The sequence below is a fragment of the Chitinimonas prasina genome, assembly GCF_030160395.1.
GTDB lineage: Bacteria > Pseudomonadota > Gammaproteobacteria > Burkholderiales > Chitinimonadaceae > Chitinimonas > Chitinimonas prasina.
Map to the genome: position 1 here is coordinate 806,758 of NZ_BSOG01000001.1, position 14,858 is coordinate 821,615.

Below are 14,858 nucleotides of genomic sequence, written 5' to 3' on the forward strand. Positions count from 1 at the left end.
AACTCCTGATGAGAAACTGGGAAACCGGCACGCAGGCCGGCAGGGAATCCGATTGTAGAGCCTTGTCGCTCGCCTTGCCTCATGGTGGCGCGCGTCCGGCGACTAATTAGCAGGAAGCATGCCACAGGCTGCGAACCCCTGCCATGCGCCATTCGGGGGCGTTTTGATACCACTTCACGCACCATATTAATGCAGCACAAATACAATCGCACTGAAATGGTGCATTCGTATTGTGCGCCCTATCTGTTCTGCTACCCAAGACGCCGCATGCACGCGGCCTCAGTGGCCGAACAACCCACCAATACAAGTAGCCAGGCCCAGCACAGACCAACCAACCTGCGCCGAGTTCGCCTTGCCACCTCGGCACGCCTCGGGCTGGCACTGCATATTCCACACCGCCTCAATAGCCTCATGAACTCAGCAGAGAGCCTGTCGGTTCAAGCCACACTGACAACTAGCCTCCCACCGTAGCGTCCGCTCAGTCGTCACCGACCGTCAATGACTTGAGTCCATAACAGGCGCTTAGCTGCCATAATTGAACTATGAATCATTCACACATAGCCGTCGGCGGAGAACACCATGAGCCTGACCAATGAAATCCTGCAACGTGCCCAAAGCCGGGCAGAGGAAATGAAGTTGCCCTACTCCGGCGCGCTGACACCGGAAGAGGCGCATACGCTGCTGAGCACCCTGCCCAACTGCAAGCTGGTGGATGTACGCACCAGCGCCGAATGGCAGTTTGTAGGGACACCGCTGCATGCGGTGAAGATAGAGTGGAAGAGCTGGCCCGGCATGGCGGCCAATCCCAACTTCATGGAACAGCTGAAAAACCTGGTGGATACCGAGGATGCCCTGCTGTTCCTGTGCCGTACTGGTGGACGCTCACACGAGGCCGCCGCCCTGGCCGCGGCCAATGGCTATAGCGAGTGTTACAACGTGCTGGAAGGCTTCGAGGGCGACCGTAACGATGCCGGCCAGCGTGGCCAGGTCAATGGCTGGAAGGCACGCGGCCTGCCCTGGTCGCAGGGCTGACGCCCGCGTCTGATAGCACGCAGCACCGATAAGCACCTACCCGCGGCCACGGGTACGAGCACCGACCCGATTTTTGCCCGCTCCGCCAGGCCAGCCTCGCGGCGGCGGGGATCGCCCCTCTCATCCTTACGCCCGACTACTGACATGACCGACCGCTACGCCGTCATCGGCAACCCTGTTGCCCATAGCAAATCGCCCTTGATCCACGCCGCCTTCGCTCGCCAGACCGGCCAGAAGCTGGTGTACGAGCGGCTGGAGGCGCCGCTGGATGATTTTGTCGATACGGCAGCACAATTTCTGGCCATGGGTGGCAGCGGCTGTAATGTCACCGTGCCGTTCAAGGAAGAGGCCTTCCGCTTTGCCAACCTGCTGAGCGACCGGGCCGAACTGGCTGGCGCGGTCAATACCCTATGGCTGGATGATGAGGGCGTAGTAGGCGACAACACCGACGGTGCTGGGCTGGTGGCCGACCTGTTGCTGCACACCACGCTGGCCGGCAAGCGCATTCTGCTGCTGGGGGCTGGCGGTGCGGCGCGTGGGGTGATTGCGCCCCTGCTGGACGAGGAACCGGCCAGCCTGTGCATAGCCAACCGCAGCGCCGACAAGGCCGTGGCACTGGCTGGGCATTTTGCCGAGCTGGGCGAGGTCGCCGGCATGGGGCTGGCGGGTTTGGATGGTCAGTCGTTCGACCTGGTCATCAATGCCACCTCCGCCAGCCTAGCCGGAGCCAGCCTGCCCTTGCCTGCCAGCCTATGGCAAACCGGGCCGGTGGCTTACGACATGATGTATGGCACGCAGGAAACCCCTTTTCTGGCTCAGGCCCGGGCGGCAGGGGTGCAGCAACGACTGGACGGACTGGGCATGCTGGTGGCGCAGGCAGCCGAGGCGTTCTATCTGTGGCGTGGCCTCAGACCAGACACAGCCCCGGTGCTGACAGAGCTGCGCGCCCAACTCTAAGATCGCACCAAATAAAACGCCACCGGCTAAGGTGGCGTTTTATTTGGGCAGTGGCCGGCCAGGCCTACCAGTTCGGCAGCTCGCTGCCGAAGGCAGTACGGTAGTCTGCCGACAGGCTGCTGCGGCTGAACGTGTGGTTCTGCGCACCGCGCGAGGCGATCTTGATGGCGCCCAGCAGGGAGGCCAGGCGGCCGGTGGTCTCCCAGTCCCAGCCCCGTTCGATACCAAACAGCAGGCCTGCGCGATAGGCATCGCCACAGCCGGTCGGATCCTGCAACGAAGCCGCAGGCGCCGCCGGGATGATGATTTCACGGCCATCGGCGTAGATGGTGGAGCCTTCACCGCCACGGGTCACGATCAATGCCTTGACCATGCCGGCGAGCTCGGCGATGGATTTGCCGGTTTTTTCTTCCAGCATGGCGGCTTCGTAATCGTTCAGGGTGACGTAGTCGGCCGCCAGCGAGCAGGCCAGCAACTCCTCGCCCGACAGCAGGGGCAGGCCCTGGCCCGGATCGAAGATGAAGGGAATGCCGGCAGCCTTGAGCTCACGCGCGTGGGCCAGCATGCCGTCGCGGCCATCGGGGCCGATGATGGCAAGGCGAATACCGTCCACGTGATCGAAGCGGTTGTTATGCGATTCGCTCATGGCGCCTGGATGGAAGGCGGTGATCTGGTTGTCGTCCAGGTCGGTGGTGATAAAGCACTGGGGCGTGAACTGGTCGGGTATCACCCGCACGCAATCCTGCCGCAGGCCCAGCGACTTGAGGCGGTCAGCATAGGGTGCAAAGTCCTGCCCCACGGTAGCCATGATGATGGGTTCGCCGCCCAGCAGGTGCAGGTTATAGGCGATATTGCCAGCACAGCCGCCAAACTCGCGGCGCATCTCGGGCACCAGAAAGGACACCGACAGCATGTGCACCTTGTCCGGCAGGATGTGGTGCTTGAAGCGGTCGGGGAAGACCATAATGGTGTCGTAAGCGACGGAGCCGCAGATCAACGTGGGCATGAATATATCTCGAGCGTGCAAAAAAAACGCGATTCTACGCCCACTGACCCGGTAACGCGCATGACGGCACGAAGAATGCTGCACCGTTGATCGCCTCGTTGCAGCGCAACCGTGGATCGCCAGTGCCGTCGCGACACGTCAACATGCCATTCAACCAGCGATTGCAGGCGAGGGTGCTAGGCCAGCAAGCGATGGATACCCACCCTCCACACTACCGTAGGGCATAGGCAGGCACACGGTTTGCGGCACGACATGGCGCTCCCCCATCACCAACCAGGCGATAGGGATGCTGTCGGGTTTGTTGACGTCGCCCATCTCCATATCGCCCTGCTTGCAGCAGCCGCTGACGCGCTGCTGAATTGGCGCCGGGGGATGTTGCCAATTCGCCATTCTGTGTACAAAACGCCGCACATGTAGATAACTGCCCCGGCATAGGGCCACCCCTTGCCGGTAGCACAGGGTTTATCAAACCTGCCATGCCGGATAATCTATGGGTTGCTACCCGACAGGCCGAAAGACATGACCACACCCACCTTGCTCGCGACCGAAGTTTTCCCCATGCGTTGGGGCGACATGGATGCCCTGGGCCATCTGAACAACACACTGTACTTCCGGTTTTGCGAGGAAGCACGGGTGCGCTGGCTGGATCAACGGGGCTGGGGCGTCAGGCTGGATGCAGGCGATGGCCCCATCCTGGCGGCCACCAGTTGCCAGTTCAAGGTGCCGCTGGTCTACCCATGCAATATCCGGCTGGAGATCTACCTGAAAAAACTGGGCAACAGCAGCTTTACCCTGGGTCACCGCATCATGCGCGATGACGCGCCCGACCAGATCGCGGCGGAAGCCGAGGCAGTGATCGTCTGGTGCGACTACGCCGCCGGCACAGCCAAACCCTTGCCCGAGGCACTGCGCCAGCAACTGGAAGGAGCGGCGGTATGAAGCAGGTTTTCAGTGTACGCGACGCCCAGCCAGGCGATGCCCCGGCCCTGTACGAACTGGTCCGGGAGCTGGCCGCTTATGAAAAGCTCACCCATCAATGCACCGGCACACCAGAGCAGTTGCACCAGCACCTGTGGGGGCCGCGCCCTTATATAGAAGCCTTGATTGCCGAAGTGCAGCGCAACGGCAAGCAGCACCCGGTAGGGTTTGCCTTGTATTTCCACAACTATTCCACCTTCCTGGCTAAGCCTGGGCTGTACCTGGAAGACCTGTTCGTGCTGCCCGAGTATCGCCGCAACGGCATAGGCGAAGCCTTGTTCCGCGAGGTAGCCCAGCGTGCCGTGGCACGTGATTGCGGCCGCTTTGAGTGGGCCGTGCTGGACTGGAACACCCCGGCACTGGATTTCTACCGGGCCCTGGGGGCCACGGTCATGCCGGAGTGGCGCATCTGCCGGGCCACCGGCAGTACCTTGCGCGCCATGGCGGAGCCCGGCTGAACCAGGCCGCCCACCCTCACTGGCGCTCGCTATCCTTTTGAATGCGTTACTACTTTTCAGTGACGCAGGTTGCTTACAGGCGCCGAGGAGGCGCGCTGCAGCTCATCCTCGATTTTTCGTATTTCGTCACCTAAAGGCATCCCACTGCAGCCGAAAGCAGTAGGATCGCTCCCCGGCTACCAACTGCACCCAGAACCGGTTCTGGCCAAACCTACAAAGGAGCAAGCATGCGTTTCACCCCCTTAAGTCTCGCCCTCGCCCTGTCGCTGGGCTTTGCCCTGCCGACTGCGGCCGCTGACGCCCCGGCAGCCCCCCCTGCCGGCACGCCTGCAGCGCAGGCGCCGGCCGCCGCCCCCACCAAGCTCAGCTCGGTCGAGGGGATAACCGAATACCGCCTGGCCAACGGCCTGCGCGTGTTGCTGGCGCCCGATGCATCCAAGCCCACCACCACGGTCAACATCACCTATCTGGTCGGTAGCCGGCACGAGAACTACGGTGAAACCGGCATGGCCCACCTGCTGGAGCATCTGGTGTTCAAGGGCACCCCCAGCCTGCCGGGCAAGAGCATCGTCGAGAACTTTGCCAAGCGTGGCATGCGCTACAACGGCACCACCTGGTACGACCGCACCAATTACTACGAAACCTTCGCCGCCAGCGAAGACAACCTGGATTGGGCGCTCAAGATGGAAGCCGACCGCATGGTCAACAGCTTCATCGCCCGCAGCGATCTGGAATCAGAGTTCTCGGTCGTACGCAACGAGATGGAAAGCGGCGAGAACAACCCCACCCGCATCCTGATGCAGCAGATGGCCGCCAGCGCCTATCAATGGCACAACTACGGCAAGAGCACCATCGGCGCCCGCACCGACGTGGAAAACGTCAAGATCGAAAATCTGCAGGCCTTCTATCGCAACTACTATCAGCCGGATAACGCCACCCTGACAGTGACCGGCAAGTTCGACGAAGCCAAGACCCTGGCCAAGATCGCCCAGCACTTCGGCAGTATCCCCAAGCCGGCCCGCAAGCTGCAGGACACCTACACGCTGGACCCGCAACAGGATGGCGCCCGCGAGCTGACCATCACCCGCGTGGGTGACACCCAGATCGTGGCCGCGCTCTACCATATGGCGCCCGGCGCCCACCCCGATGCCGCCGCCATGAGCCTGCTGGCGCAAATCATGGGCGATACTCCGACTGGCCGCCTGCACAAGGCCCTGGTTGAGAAGAAAAAGGTCGCCGGCGTCTGGGCCTACCCCTTCTCGCTGAAGGAGCCCGGCTACACCCTGTTCGTGGCTGATCTGAACAAGACCCAATCGCGCGAGGAAGCCCGCAAGATCATCCTGGCCGAACTGGAGAACGTGGCCAAGCAGCCTATCACCGAGGCCGAGCTCAAGCGTGCCAAGACCGCCCTGCTCAATGGCTATGAAAAGGCGATGTCCGATCCGGTCGCCTTTGGCGTAGCGCTGTCCGAGGAAATCGCCAAGGGCGACTGGCGCCTGTTCTTCCTGCAACGCGACCAGATCGAAGCCGCTACCGTGGCCGATGTACAGCGCGTGGCCGAGAACTATCTGCGTGAATCGAACCGCACCCTGGGCCAATTCGTACCAACCGACAAGCCGCAGCGCGCCGCCATCCCTGGCGCACCTGATGTGCAAAAGCTGGTGGAAGGCTACAAGGGCAAGGCTGCCATGGCCGAGGGCGAAAGTTTCGACCCCAGCCCAGCCAATATCGAGAGCCGCACTACTCGCCTGACGCTGGGCAACGGCATGCAGGTCGCCCTGCTGCCCAAGAAGACCCGTGGCAACACGGTGAATGGCAGCATTACCCTGCGCATGGGTGACGAGAAGAGCCTGTTCGGCCAAAGCACCAATGCCGAGCTGGCTGGCGCGATGCTGCAACGCGGCGCCGGCAAGCTGAGCCGCCAGGAGCTGGCCGACAAGCTGGAAGAACTGAAGGCCAAGCTGAGCGTCTCGGCCAGCGCCACCCAGGTGCGCGTGGGCTTTGAAACCCGCCGCGACAAGCTGCCTGAGCTGTTGGCCGTGATCCGTGACGTGCTGCGCAGCCCCACCTTCCCAGCCGCCGAGTTCGAAAGCCTGCGTACTGAGTCCATCACCGGGCTGGAAGAGCAGATGCGCCAACCCGAGGCGGTAGCGCAGAAGGCCGTGGAAAAGCATGGCAACAACTACCCCAAGGGTGATGTGCGTGCCAGCATGAGCTTCGACGAAGCCATCGCCAGCTACAAGGCGGCCAAGCTGGCCGATGCCAAGGCTTTCTACAGCCGCTTCTATGGCGCGCAGAATGGCCAGCTGGCTCTGGTGGGCGACTTTGACAAGGCCGAAGCCGAAGCCCAGTTGAAGCAGCTGTTTGGCGACTGGAAGGCGAAGGCTGCCTACCAGCGCGTGGAAATGCCGTTTGTGGTCACCAAGCCGGCCGCACTGACGCTGGAGACCCCGGACAAGGCCAATGCCGCCTATATCGCCAGCCTGCCGCTGAAGCTGGCCGATACCTCGCCCGATCTGCAAGCCCTGCAACTGGCAACCCGCGTGCTGGGCGGCGGTGCGTTGAAGAACCGGCTGATGGACAGGCTGCGCCAGAAGGAAGGTATCAGCTACGGTGCCGGCAGCTGGCTGAGCGTACCTAGCCTGGATGACGATGCCTCGCTGGGCATGTATGCCATCTATGCACCGCAGAACCTCGACAAGCTGAAGAATGGCGTCGCCGAGGAGATCGCCAAGCTGGTGAAGGAAGGCGTGACCGAACAGGAACTGAGCGACGCCAAGAGCGGCCTGCTGCAGGAAGCCACCATGGGCCGCACCCAGGATGCACGCCTGGCCGGTGCACTGGCGGGCCAGCTCTACCTGAAGCGCACCATGGCTTTTACTGCCGATGCCGAAGCCAAGCTCAAAGCCACCACGCTGGAGCAGGTGAACGCCGCCATCAAGCGCTATGTCGATCCTGAGAAGCTGGTACAAGCCTGGGCCGGTGACTTTGCCAATGCGGCCAAGAAAGCCGCCGAAGCAAAGAAGGCCGAAGAGCAGAAGAAGACCGCCTCAGCGCAGTAAGCTGACTGCCTCAGCCAACGCCCGGTTCGCCGGGCGTTTTTTATGGTTGGGCGGCAGGCGGGTCGATGCCGGCGTAGGCCAGCACCTCAGGCAGCATGGACTGCCAATGCTGGAAGCCATGGTCGCCCCCGTCGAAAACGGTCTGGCGTGCGCCGGCGTAGTAGTCCACTGCCTGACGGTAATCGAGGGTTTCGTCACCGGTCTCCACCAACAGCCAGTAGCGCGCTGGGGTCAGGCGGGTGGGCAGCAGCGTCACCAGCTCGGCCATATGGTCGGTGGTCAGCAGGTATTCCTCGCCGGTGTAGAGATTACGCTGCGGCCCCAGCAAACCATCCAGCAAGGTATGCGGGCGCACTGCCGGGTTAATCAGCACCGCCCTGCAGCCATAGCGCTCAGCAACCCAGGTGGCGTAAAACCCACCGAGTGAGCTACCCACGCAAGTCACGTCCGCCGGGTTGCGGTCAGCCAACCAGCTGGCAATCTGGTTGGCTGCTCTGGCCGGTGAATAGTGCAGTGCCGGGCAATGGAAATGCTGACCCAGATTGCGCTCGGCCAGCCAGGCCACAGTTTGTTGCGCCTTGATGGAGGCGGGGCTGCTGTTGAAACCGTGCAGATAGAGTAGGGTTTTCATGATGGGCGCGAGAAAGCAGACATGGCCTGCGCTCGCTAGTGCGGGCGACAGGCCAAGCGGGGTGGACATGGTGGTGGCATGCCCCTGGGCAGGGCTTACCCAGGCGGGCTCAATCCAACTCGAACAGACGGCCGAAATTGGCGACGTCCAGTACGGCGCGTACCGTGCCACGTGTATTGGTCAGGCGTATCGGGCTTTGTCCCAGCCGCTCCCTCAGCAGTAGCAGCATGCCCAGCGCCGCACTATCCATGTAGTCCACGCCATCAAAGTCAATCTCCAGCGAGGCGATATCCAGATTGGCCATGACCTGCTGGCTGGCATCCTTGAAGGGCCGATGCGCCTCAAAGGTAAAGTCGCCGGACAAGGCTATGCGGGCGTGGCCGCCGTTGAGGCTGACAATGGCTTCCATGGTGGGTGCTTCCTGACTTGGGTTGGTACTCAATCAGTCTAGTGCCTGCGGCGACTGATTGCTGGGGGAGTGCAAGGCATCGATACGCGGCCGTAGCCACCACAGCAGCAGCAAGCCGGGTAGCGCCGCCACCACGGTATAGACAAAGAAGGTGCTCCAGCCGAGCTGATCCACCAACACCCCCGATGCCGGGCCGACATAGACCCGGCCAAAGGCAGCCAGCGCCGACAGCAGGGCAAACTGGGTGGCTGTGTAGCGGGCGTTGCAAAGCGTCATCAGCAGGGCGACAAACGCGGCCGTACCCATGCCGCCGCAAAGGTTCTCCACCCCCACGGCCGCCACCATGATCTGGAACACGTAGGGGTGCTGGCCCGAGATCGATAGCCACCAATACATCAGGTTGGAGACTGCCTGCAGGGCACCGAACAGCATGAGGGCACGCCATAGGCCCAGTTTGACCATCCACAAGCCGCCCAGCACGGCGCCGACCAGGGTGGCCAGCAGGCCAAAGACCTTGTTGACCTCGCCCACGGCGGTCTGGCTGAAACCCATGCCGCGCAGCAGAAAGGCCGTGGTCAGGCTGCCGGCAAAGGCATCGCCCAGCTTGTAGAAAATGATCAGCGCCAGGATGGCCCAGGCGCCCTTGCGCGAGATGAACTCATCCAGCGGCCCCAGCAGCGCCGGAAAGCCCATTTGCCGTGCCAGCCACAAGGCCAGCACGCCACCGGCAGTGACCTCTGCCACCAGGTAGAACAGCGCCCAGCCCTTGCTGTCGGTCGGCACGCCCAGCAGGGCCAACCCGCGCGAGGCCAGCCAATAACCGAGCAGGGCGCCAGCCAACATGGCCAGGAAACCCTTCAGCTCCTGCCCGGCAGGGCTTCTTGGGCCTTCAGGCAAGGCCAGCCTGGGGCCGAACAAGGTCACCAGCGCCATGCTGCCCATCAAGGCCGCCATCAGCTTGTAGGTGTTGTTCCAGCCCAGGAACTTCTCGGCAATGATCAGCGCCAGGGCCCCCGAGGTCAGCATGGCCAGGCGATAGCCCAGGGTGGTCACGGCCGCCCCGGCGCCGCGCTCATCCTCCTGCAGCAGCTCGGTGCGGTAGGCATCAAACACCACGTCCTGGCTAGCCGATAGAAACGCCACGATCACACCGAAGACCGCCAGCCAGCCAGCCGAAGCCACCGGGTCCAGCAGCGACATGGCGAAAATGGCGGCCGCCAGCGCCAATTGGGTCAGCACCAGCCAGCCACGCCGCCGCCCCAGCCAGGTGGGCTCAAAGCGGTCAAGCAGGGGTGACCAGAGAAACTTGAAGGTATAGGGCAGGCCCACCAGGGTGAACCAGCCAATGGTTGTGATATCCACCCCCGATACTGTCAGCCAGGCCTGCAGGCTGGCCGCAGTGAGCGCCAGCGGCAGCCCGGAGGCAAAGCCCAGCAGCAGGACGATGGCAACCCGGCGGTTGCCGAAAACCGACAGATAGTTGGAGAGCGTCATCGCTTACAGCTCGCCCGTGTAGTCCATGATCAGGGGCGCATGATCGGAGAATTTGATCTCCTTGTAGATGCTGGCGCTGAGCGCACGCTGCGCCAGGCCCGGCGTGGTGATCTGGTAGTCGATGCGCCAGCCCACATCCTTGGCGTAGGCCTGACCTCGATTGCTCCACCAGGTGTAGCCCGGTGCCTCCGGGTAGAGGGTACGCCACACATCCACCCAGCCCAGGCCCAACAGTTCGGTCAGCCAGGCGCGCTCCTCAGGCAGGAAACCGGAATTCTTCAGATTGCCCTTCCAGTTCTTTAGATCGATGGGCTGGTGGGCGATGTTCCAGTCGCCGCACACCACAATCTCCCGTCCTTCTGCCAGCATCTGCCGCATATGGGGTAGGAAGCGCTCCAGGAAGGCGAACTTGATAGTCTGGCGCTCCTCGCCGCTGGAACCCGATGGCAGATAAAGCGAGATGACCGACAGCGGGCCGAAATCGGCACGCAGATAGCGTCCCTCCGTGTCGATATCAGGTATGCCCAGGCCCTCGATGACGGCATCGGGCTGCTTGCGGCTGTAAATGCCCACGCCGCTATAGCCTTTTTTCTCGGCCGGATGGAAAAAACCATGGTAACCGGCCGGGGCCAGCATGGCCTCGCTCATATCCGGCAATTGCGCCTTCAGTTCCTGCAGGCACACCACGTCTGCCCCGGTCTGGGGCAGCCAATCGAAGAAGCCTTTGTTGGCTGCGGAGCGGATGCCATTGAGGTTGGCGGAAATTATTCGCATGGATGATGACCGGCAGGGCAGATAAGGAAACGGAATGATATGCTATAAATCCTTGAACCCCGCATAGCCACTTGTTTTCATGAGCATGTCACGCACCGATTTCATTGCCTTCGCCGTCCAGCAGAATGTGCTGCGCTTCGGCGAGTTCCAGACCAAGGCCGGCCGACTGTCGCCCTACTTCTTCAACGCAGGGCTGTTTCACGACGGCGCCAGCATCGGCCGCCTGGCTGATTTCTACGCCGATGCGGCCATCGCCTCAGGCGTAAGCTTCGACATGCTGTTTGGTCCGGCCTACAAGGGCATCTCCTTGGCCGCCACAACGGCAGTCGCACTTGCCGAAAAAGGTCGGAATGTGCCGTTTTGTTTCAATCGCAAGGAAGCCAAGGACCACGGCGAGGGCGGCACCCTTATCGGTGCGCCGCTCAAGGGCCGGGTCATGATCATCGACGATGTCATCTCGGCCGGCACCTCGGTGCGGGAGTCGGTGGAACTGATCCGTGCACAGGGCGCAGAGCCTGCTGGCGTGCTGATTGCGCTGGATAGGCAGGAGCGCGGACAAGGTACGCAATCGGCGGTACAGGAGGTCACGGCACGCTACGGCATTCCCGTGGTGGCCATCGCCAATCTGACCGATCTGATCGCTTTTTTGAACGGTCAACCGGAGCTGGAACGCAATTTGCAAGCGGTTGAGCGTTATCGCGCCGAATTTGGCGTGGCCTGAGGAAAACCGTCATGTCTCACCACCGTCTGCTCATACTGCCCCTGATCGCCATGGCGCTCACCGCCCATGCTGGCGAAACGCTTTACAAGTGGGTAGATGAAAACGGCAAGGTGCAGTACAGCGACAAGCCCCCCATGCAGCAAAACAAGCGGGGCATGACCGAGCTGAACAAGCAAGGCATGCCCATACGCCAGACCGAGGGCATACTGACACCCGAGCAGCAGGCCGCCCGCAATGCCGAGCTGGCCAAGCTGCGGGAAGAAGAGCGCAAGGCACTGGAGGCACGTCGCCGCGACAATGCCCTGGTCAACAGCTTTAGCAAGACCAGCGAGATCGACGCCATACGTGACCGCAATCTGGAACAGCTGCAGGCCAATATACAGTCTGACCGCCTGCGGCTGGAGGCGGCCACCAAGCGCGTCAACAGCTTCCAGACACAGATCGACAAGCTGACCAAGGCCAAGAAGAAGGTGCCCAACGATCTGATGACGGATTTGACGGAACGCCAGGCCGAGGTGGCCAAGATCAATGCCAGCATTGCTGCACGCAATCTGGAGATCGAAGAAGTGAAGAACCGCGCCGAAGCCGACAAAAAGCGGCTGGTGGAGCTGCGCGGCGAGAGCGTACGGCGCTAGCCCATGCGGTTGGCTTCTGCCTGCAGCGCCAGCACCAGTCCACGGAAGCTGTCGGCCGCGGGCAGTCTGACCTCGCGGCTACGCAAGGCATGGTCGGCATCCCAAACATCGAGCGGGCCCAGACCATCCACCACCCGGTAGTACCAGGACTGCACCACCCTGAAGGGATTGGGCCCCTCCGTCGCCAGCAGCAAGCTGGTGGCGCGCACCGAAGTCACCTCGCTGAGTGGTGGATCGTCATCATGGCTCTGCATCCACAAGGCCCCCATGGCTGCAGAGAGCGCATGCTCATCAAGGGCGCTGACCTCACCGGGGCCAGCCACCACCCTGCCGGTGAGCAGTTCGCCGTCGGGACACAGTTCAACTACCGACAAGCCCCCCTCGGCAGAGCGCGAGACTTCGAGCGAGAAATTGCTGACCTTGCCCTGATGGAACACGCTGACATTGCTACGCAAGGTCAGCGGCACGGACATCAATAGGCGCAAGGTGCTTTGCAGGGCTTGTTCGGATTGCATGGAATGAGTAATAAGGAAGCCGGGACGAATGACGTTATTGATAACCGGTATGGCAAATAAATGCAGTGTTTTTACTACCAAACCCGCTACGGAATCATACGCAAAAACGCTATGCCAATCACATATTATAAGTGATAGCCCCGGCCGGCACCGCAGCTACCAAGCCCGCCAAACGGCGGCGGGGCTTGCTTCCACAGCCTGCTGTGCTAGGCTCCGACGACCATGCGCGTAGCTCCCTGTCCCTCTTGCGGTGCTCAAGTTGAGTTCCATTCTGCAGCCTCCATCATGGCGGTCTGCGGCTTTTGCCGCAGCACCCTGGTGCGCCACGATGCCGACCTGGAAAACCTGGGCAAGATGGCCGAACTGGCCGAGGATCGCAGCCCTTTCAAACTACGGTTTCGCGGCAAATACCGTACTGTCGGATTCGAGCTGATAGGCCGCTTGCAGCTCAAGTATGAGCACGGCTACTGGAATGAATGGTACGCCCGCTTTGATGACGGCCGCCTGGGCTGGGTCTCTGAGGGCTCCGGCCTTTGCTATGTGACGTTTGAGCAGACAATCAAGACCCTGCTGCCCGAATTGACCGCGTTCAAGCCAGGCATGACGGCCAAGCTGGGGGGCAACGCCTATACCGTCAGCAATATCGAGCTGGCCCACTGTGTGGCTGCCGAGGGTGAGCTGCCGTTCCAGGCGACACCGGGCTATGAGGCGCCAGCGGTGGATCTGCGCTCGGAGACGGGCTTTGCCAGCCTCGACTACAGCGAATCTCCACCCAAGGTCTACCTGGGCAATGTGGCAACACTGGACGAGTTGATCGACCCTGCCGCCCCCACCGACACGCCCAAACCCACCCGCACCCAGGCTCGCGCCTTCAAGTGCAGCAGTTGCGGTGCGCCGCTGTCGGCCAGCGGGCCGGACATTCGTGCCGTTGGCTGTGGCCATTGTGGCGCGGTGGTCGATCCGAAAGATGCCAATCTGGCCATTATCAGCAAGAGCCACCCGTTCACATACCAGCCCAAGCTGGCAATGGGCGCACAGGGCAGGCTGCGAGGTCGCCGTTATACTGTCATCGGCTATCTGCGCCGCAGCACCCGCATCGATGGCCTCAGCTACTACTGGGACGAATACCTGCTGCACTCGACCGAAGTCGGCTATGTCTGGCTGACGGAGTCCGATGGCCATTGGAATCTGGCCAAGCCGGTGACGCGCCAACCCGCACTCAAACCGGGCGCCCAGCCCATCGCCCGCTTTCTGGATCGCGACTACAAGCATTTCCAGCGCTGCCAGGCCGAGGTCATCCAGGTGCTGGGTGAATTCACCTGGAAGGTGCGGGTAGGCGAAACCAGTTCGGTGGATGACTATATCAGCCCGCCCTACCTGCTCTCGGCCGAATGGACCAAGCAGGAACTCAGCTGGACGATGTCGGAATACCTACCGGTGGCAGAAGTCGCCGCCGCCTTCAAACCCGCCAGACCCTTGCCGGAGCCGGTAGGGATAGCGCCCAACCAGCCCGCCCCCAGCAGCGGCAGCAGCCGCTACTGGGCGGGCTTTGCTGGCTTTGCCGCACTGGCGCTGCTACTGCAGTTTGTCTTTGTCACCCGCGCCTGGGAGAAACCCGTCTGGCAAGGGCAGCTGGACTTGCCGCTGGGCGAGGCCAAGGCCAACCTGACTACGCCGCCCATACGTATTGAAGGCGAGCGCAATCTGGTGATCAAGCAGGATGCCAACCTCGATAACCGTTGGCTGTACTCGGATATCTCCCTAGTCAACAGCAAGACCGGCGAGACTTTCCGCCTGGGCCGCGAAGTCAGCTACTACCATGGCAGCGACTCGGACGGCAGCTGGAGCGAAGGCAGCAGCGACGATGAGGCCTTGATCAGCGATGTGCCTGCTGGCGACTATGTACTGGAAGTGGAAGTCGAAACCGAGCCAGGCAAACCCGAACTGAGCAACCGTATCCAGCTGGTGCGCGATGTCCCGATCTGGAGCAATTTCTGGATGCTGTTGCTGCTGCTCTTGGTTGCTCCCCTGCTTGCCTGGTTCCGCAGCCATAGCTTCGAATCACAGCGCTGGGCACAGAGTGACTACGCATCGGGGCAAGCGGACGATGATTAACGCACGCTCCAGACATGGTCCATCGCTCCGATCACTACTGGAACGCCAGCCCGGCTATTCGACTGTTGAAA

General features: G+C 62.0%; 15 protein-coding genes. 8 read left to right on the top strand and 7 right to left on the bottom strand.

Going from position 1 to position 14,858, the window contains the following annotated elements; genetic code table 11:
* The first annotated feature begins 579 nt into the window (after nt 1–579).
* Together QQK16_RS03865 and aroE are read left to right on the top strand one after the other, a co-directional pair.
* Nucleotides 580–1,032 (top strand): rhodanese-like domain-containing protein, encoded by a 453-nt coding sequence (locus QQK16_RS03865; protein WP_284195107.1) that lies wholly within the window; start codon nt 580–582, stop codon nt 1,030–1,032.
* Between the two features lie 144 nt (nt 1,033–1,176).
* Nucleotides 1,177–1,989, top strand: coding sequence for a shikimate dehydrogenase (aroE, locus tag QQK16_RS03870; RefSeq protein ID WP_284195108.1), 813 nt, complete (start codon nt 1,177–1,179; stop codon nt 1,987–1,989).
* A gap of 64 nt (nt 1,990–2,053) precedes the next feature.
* On the opposite strand, the gene QQK16_RS03875 is transcribed toward aroE, so the two are convergent.
* Both QQK16_RS03875 and QQK16_RS21290 read right to left on the bottom strand, forming a co-directional pair.
* Nucleotides 2,054–2,995, bottom strand: coding sequence for a carbohydrate kinase family protein (locus QQK16_RS03875; RefSeq protein WP_284195109.1), 942 nt, complete (start codon nt 2,993–2,995; stop codon nt 2,054–2,056).
* A 150-nt stretch (nt 2,996–3,145) separates the two neighbouring features.
* The gene (locus QQK16_RS21290) at nt 3,146–3,436 is read right to left on the bottom strand and encodes a hypothetical protein (protein ID WP_368860123.1); all 291 of its coding nucleotides are present in this window, start codon (nt 3,434–3,436) and stop codon (nt 3,146–3,148) included.
* Nucleotides 3,437–3,514: 78 nt separating this feature from the next.
* On the opposite strand from QQK16_RS21290, the gene QQK16_RS03880 reads away from it, so the two are divergent.
* The 3 genes from QQK16_RS03880 to QQK16_RS03890 all read left to right on the top strand — a co-directional run bounded on the left by QQK16_RS03880 (nt 3,515) and on the right by QQK16_RS03890 (nt 7,493).
* Complete coding sequence (locus tag QQK16_RS03880) at nt 3,515–3,934, top strand: acyl-CoA thioesterase (protein ID WP_284195110.1); 420 nt, start codon at nt 3,515–3,517, stop codon at nt 3,932–3,934.
* Complete coding sequence (locus QQK16_RS03885) at nt 3,931–4,431, top strand: GNAT family N-acetyltransferase (RefSeq protein ID WP_284195111.1); 501 nt, start codon at nt 3,931–3,933, stop codon at nt 4,429–4,431. The genes QQK16_RS03880 and QQK16_RS03885 overlap by 4 nt, the downstream gene beginning before the upstream one ends.
* A gap of 227 nt (nt 4,432–4,658) precedes the next feature.
* A complete protein-coding gene (locus QQK16_RS03890; RefSeq protein ID WP_284195112.1) occupies nt 4,659–7,493 on the top strand; it encodes a M16 family metallopeptidase in 2,835 nt (944 codons plus the stop codon).
* A 40-nt stretch (nt 7,494–7,533) separates the two neighbouring features.
* On the opposite strand, the gene QQK16_RS03895 is transcribed toward QQK16_RS03890, so the two are convergent.
* The 4 genes from QQK16_RS03895 to QQK16_RS03910 are packed head-to-tail and all read right to left on the bottom strand — an operon-like array spanning nt 7,534 to nt 10,801.
* The gene (locus QQK16_RS03895) at nt 7,534–8,193 is read right to left on the bottom strand and encodes a YqiA/YcfP family alpha/beta fold hydrolase (protein WP_284195113.1); all 660 of its coding nucleotides are present in this window, start codon (nt 8,191–8,193) and stop codon (nt 7,534–7,536) included.
* A 40-nt stretch (nt 8,194–8,233) separates the two neighbouring features.
* On the bottom strand, nt 8,234–8,533 hold the full coding sequence (locus QQK16_RS03900) for an STAS domain-containing protein (RefSeq protein ID WP_284195114.1): 300 nt from the start codon (nt 8,531–8,533) through the stop codon (nt 8,234–8,236).
* Nucleotides 8,534–8,566: 33 nt separating this feature from the next.
* Nucleotides 8,567–10,027, bottom strand: a complete 1,461-nt coding sequence (locus QQK16_RS03905) for an AmpG family muropeptide MFS transporter (protein ID WP_284195115.1) — start codon at nt 10,025–10,027, stop codon at nt 8,567–8,569.
* Nucleotides 10,028–10,030: 3 nt separating this feature from the next.
* Nucleotides 10,031–10,801 carry an exodeoxyribonuclease III gene (locus tag QQK16_RS03910; RefSeq protein WP_284195116.1) on the bottom strand — a complete coding sequence of 257 codons (771 nt, stop codon included), beginning with the start codon at nt 10,799–10,801 and terminating at the stop codon, nt 10,031–10,033.
* A 79-nt stretch (nt 10,802–10,880) separates the two neighbouring features.
* On the opposite strand from QQK16_RS03910, the gene pyrE reads away from it, so the two are divergent.
* Nucleotides 10,881–11,522 carry an orotate phosphoribosyltransferase gene (pyrE, locus tag QQK16_RS03915; RefSeq protein ID WP_284195117.1) on the top strand — a complete coding sequence of 214 codons (642 nt, stop codon included), beginning with the start codon at nt 10,881–10,883 and terminating at the stop codon, nt 11,520–11,522.
* Between the two features lie 11 nt (nt 11,523–11,533).
* Nucleotides 11,534–12,157: a DUF4124 domain-containing protein gene (locus tag QQK16_RS03920; RefSeq protein WP_284195118.1), complete on the top strand. Its 624-nt coding sequence runs from the start codon at nt 11,534–11,536 to the stop codon at nt 12,155–12,157.
* Here the strand turns inward: QQK16_RS03920 and QQK16_RS03925 are convergent.
* Entirely contained in the window at nt 12,154–12,672 is a 519-nt protein-coding gene (locus tag QQK16_RS03925; RefSeq protein WP_284195119.1) for a hypothetical protein, read from the bottom strand. The two genes, QQK16_RS03920 and QQK16_RS03925, sit on opposite strands and share 4 nt — an antisense overlap.
* A 285-nt stretch (nt 12,673–12,957) precedes the next feature.
* Between QQK16_RS03925 and QQK16_RS03930 the strand changes: the two genes are divergently transcribed.
* The gene (locus tag QQK16_RS03930; protein WP_284195120.1) at nt 12,958–14,787 is read left to right on the top strand and encodes a DUF4178 domain-containing protein; all 1,830 of its coding nucleotides are present in this window, start codon (nt 12,958–12,960) and stop codon (nt 14,785–14,787) included.
* The last annotated feature ends 71 nt before the right edge of the window (nt 14,788–14,858 follow it).

What these genes read in the sequence shown, in the direction of transcription:
- QQK16_RS03865 (WP_284195107.1), top strand. Translation starts at nt 580, where the DNA reads ATGAGCCTGACCAATGAAATCCTGCAACGTGCCCAAAGCCGGGCAGAG.
- aroE (WP_284195108.1), top strand. Translation starts at nt 1,177, where the DNA reads ATGACCGACCGCTACGCCGTCATCGGCAACCCTGTTGCCCATAGCAAA.
- QQK16_RS03875 (WP_284195109.1), bottom strand. Translation starts at nt 2,995, where the DNA reads ATGCCCACGTTGATCTGCGGCTCCGTCGCTTACGACACCATTATGGTC.
- QQK16_RS03880 (WP_284195110.1), top strand. Translation starts at nt 3,515, where the DNA reads ATGACCACACCCACCTTGCTCGCGACCGAAGTTTTCCCCATGCGTTGG.
- QQK16_RS03885 (WP_284195111.1), top strand. Translation starts at nt 3,931, where the DNA reads ATGAAGCAGGTTTTCAGTGTACGCGACGCCCAGCCAGGCGATGCCCCG.
- QQK16_RS03890 (WP_284195112.1), top strand. Translation starts at nt 4,659, where the DNA reads ATGCGTTTCACCCCCTTAAGTCTCGCCCTCGCCCTGTCGCTGGGCTTT.
- QQK16_RS03895 (WP_284195113.1), bottom strand. Translation starts at nt 8,193, where the DNA reads ATGTCCACCCCGCTTGGCCTGTCGCCCGCACTAGCGAGCGCAGGCCAT.
- QQK16_RS03900 (WP_284195114.1), bottom strand. Translation starts at nt 8,533, where the DNA reads ATGGAAGCCATTGTCAGCCTCAACGGCGGCCACGCCCGCATAGCCTTG.
- QQK16_RS03905 (WP_284195115.1), bottom strand. Translation starts at nt 10,027, where the DNA reads ATGACGCTCTCCAACTATCTGTCGGTTTTCGGCAACCGCCGGGTTGCC.
- QQK16_RS03910 (WP_284195116.1), bottom strand. Translation starts at nt 10,801, where the DNA reads ATGCGAATAATTTCCGCCAACCTCAATGGCATCCGCTCCGCAGCCAAC.
- pyrE (WP_284195117.1), top strand. Translation starts at nt 10,881, where the DNA reads ATGAGCATGTCACGCACCGATTTCATTGCCTTCGCCGTCCAGCAGAAT.
- QQK16_RS03920 (WP_284195118.1), top strand. Translation starts at nt 11,534, where the DNA reads ATGTCTCACCACCGTCTGCTCATACTGCCCCTGATCGCCATGGCGCTC.
- QQK16_RS03925 (WP_284195119.1), bottom strand. Translation starts at nt 12,672, where the DNA reads ATGCAATCCGAACAAGCCCTGCAAAGCACCTTGCGCCTATTGATGTCC.
- QQK16_RS03930 (WP_284195120.1), top strand. Translation starts at nt 12,958, where the DNA reads ATGGCGGTCTGCGGCTTTTGCCGCAGCACCCTGGTGCGCCACGATGCC.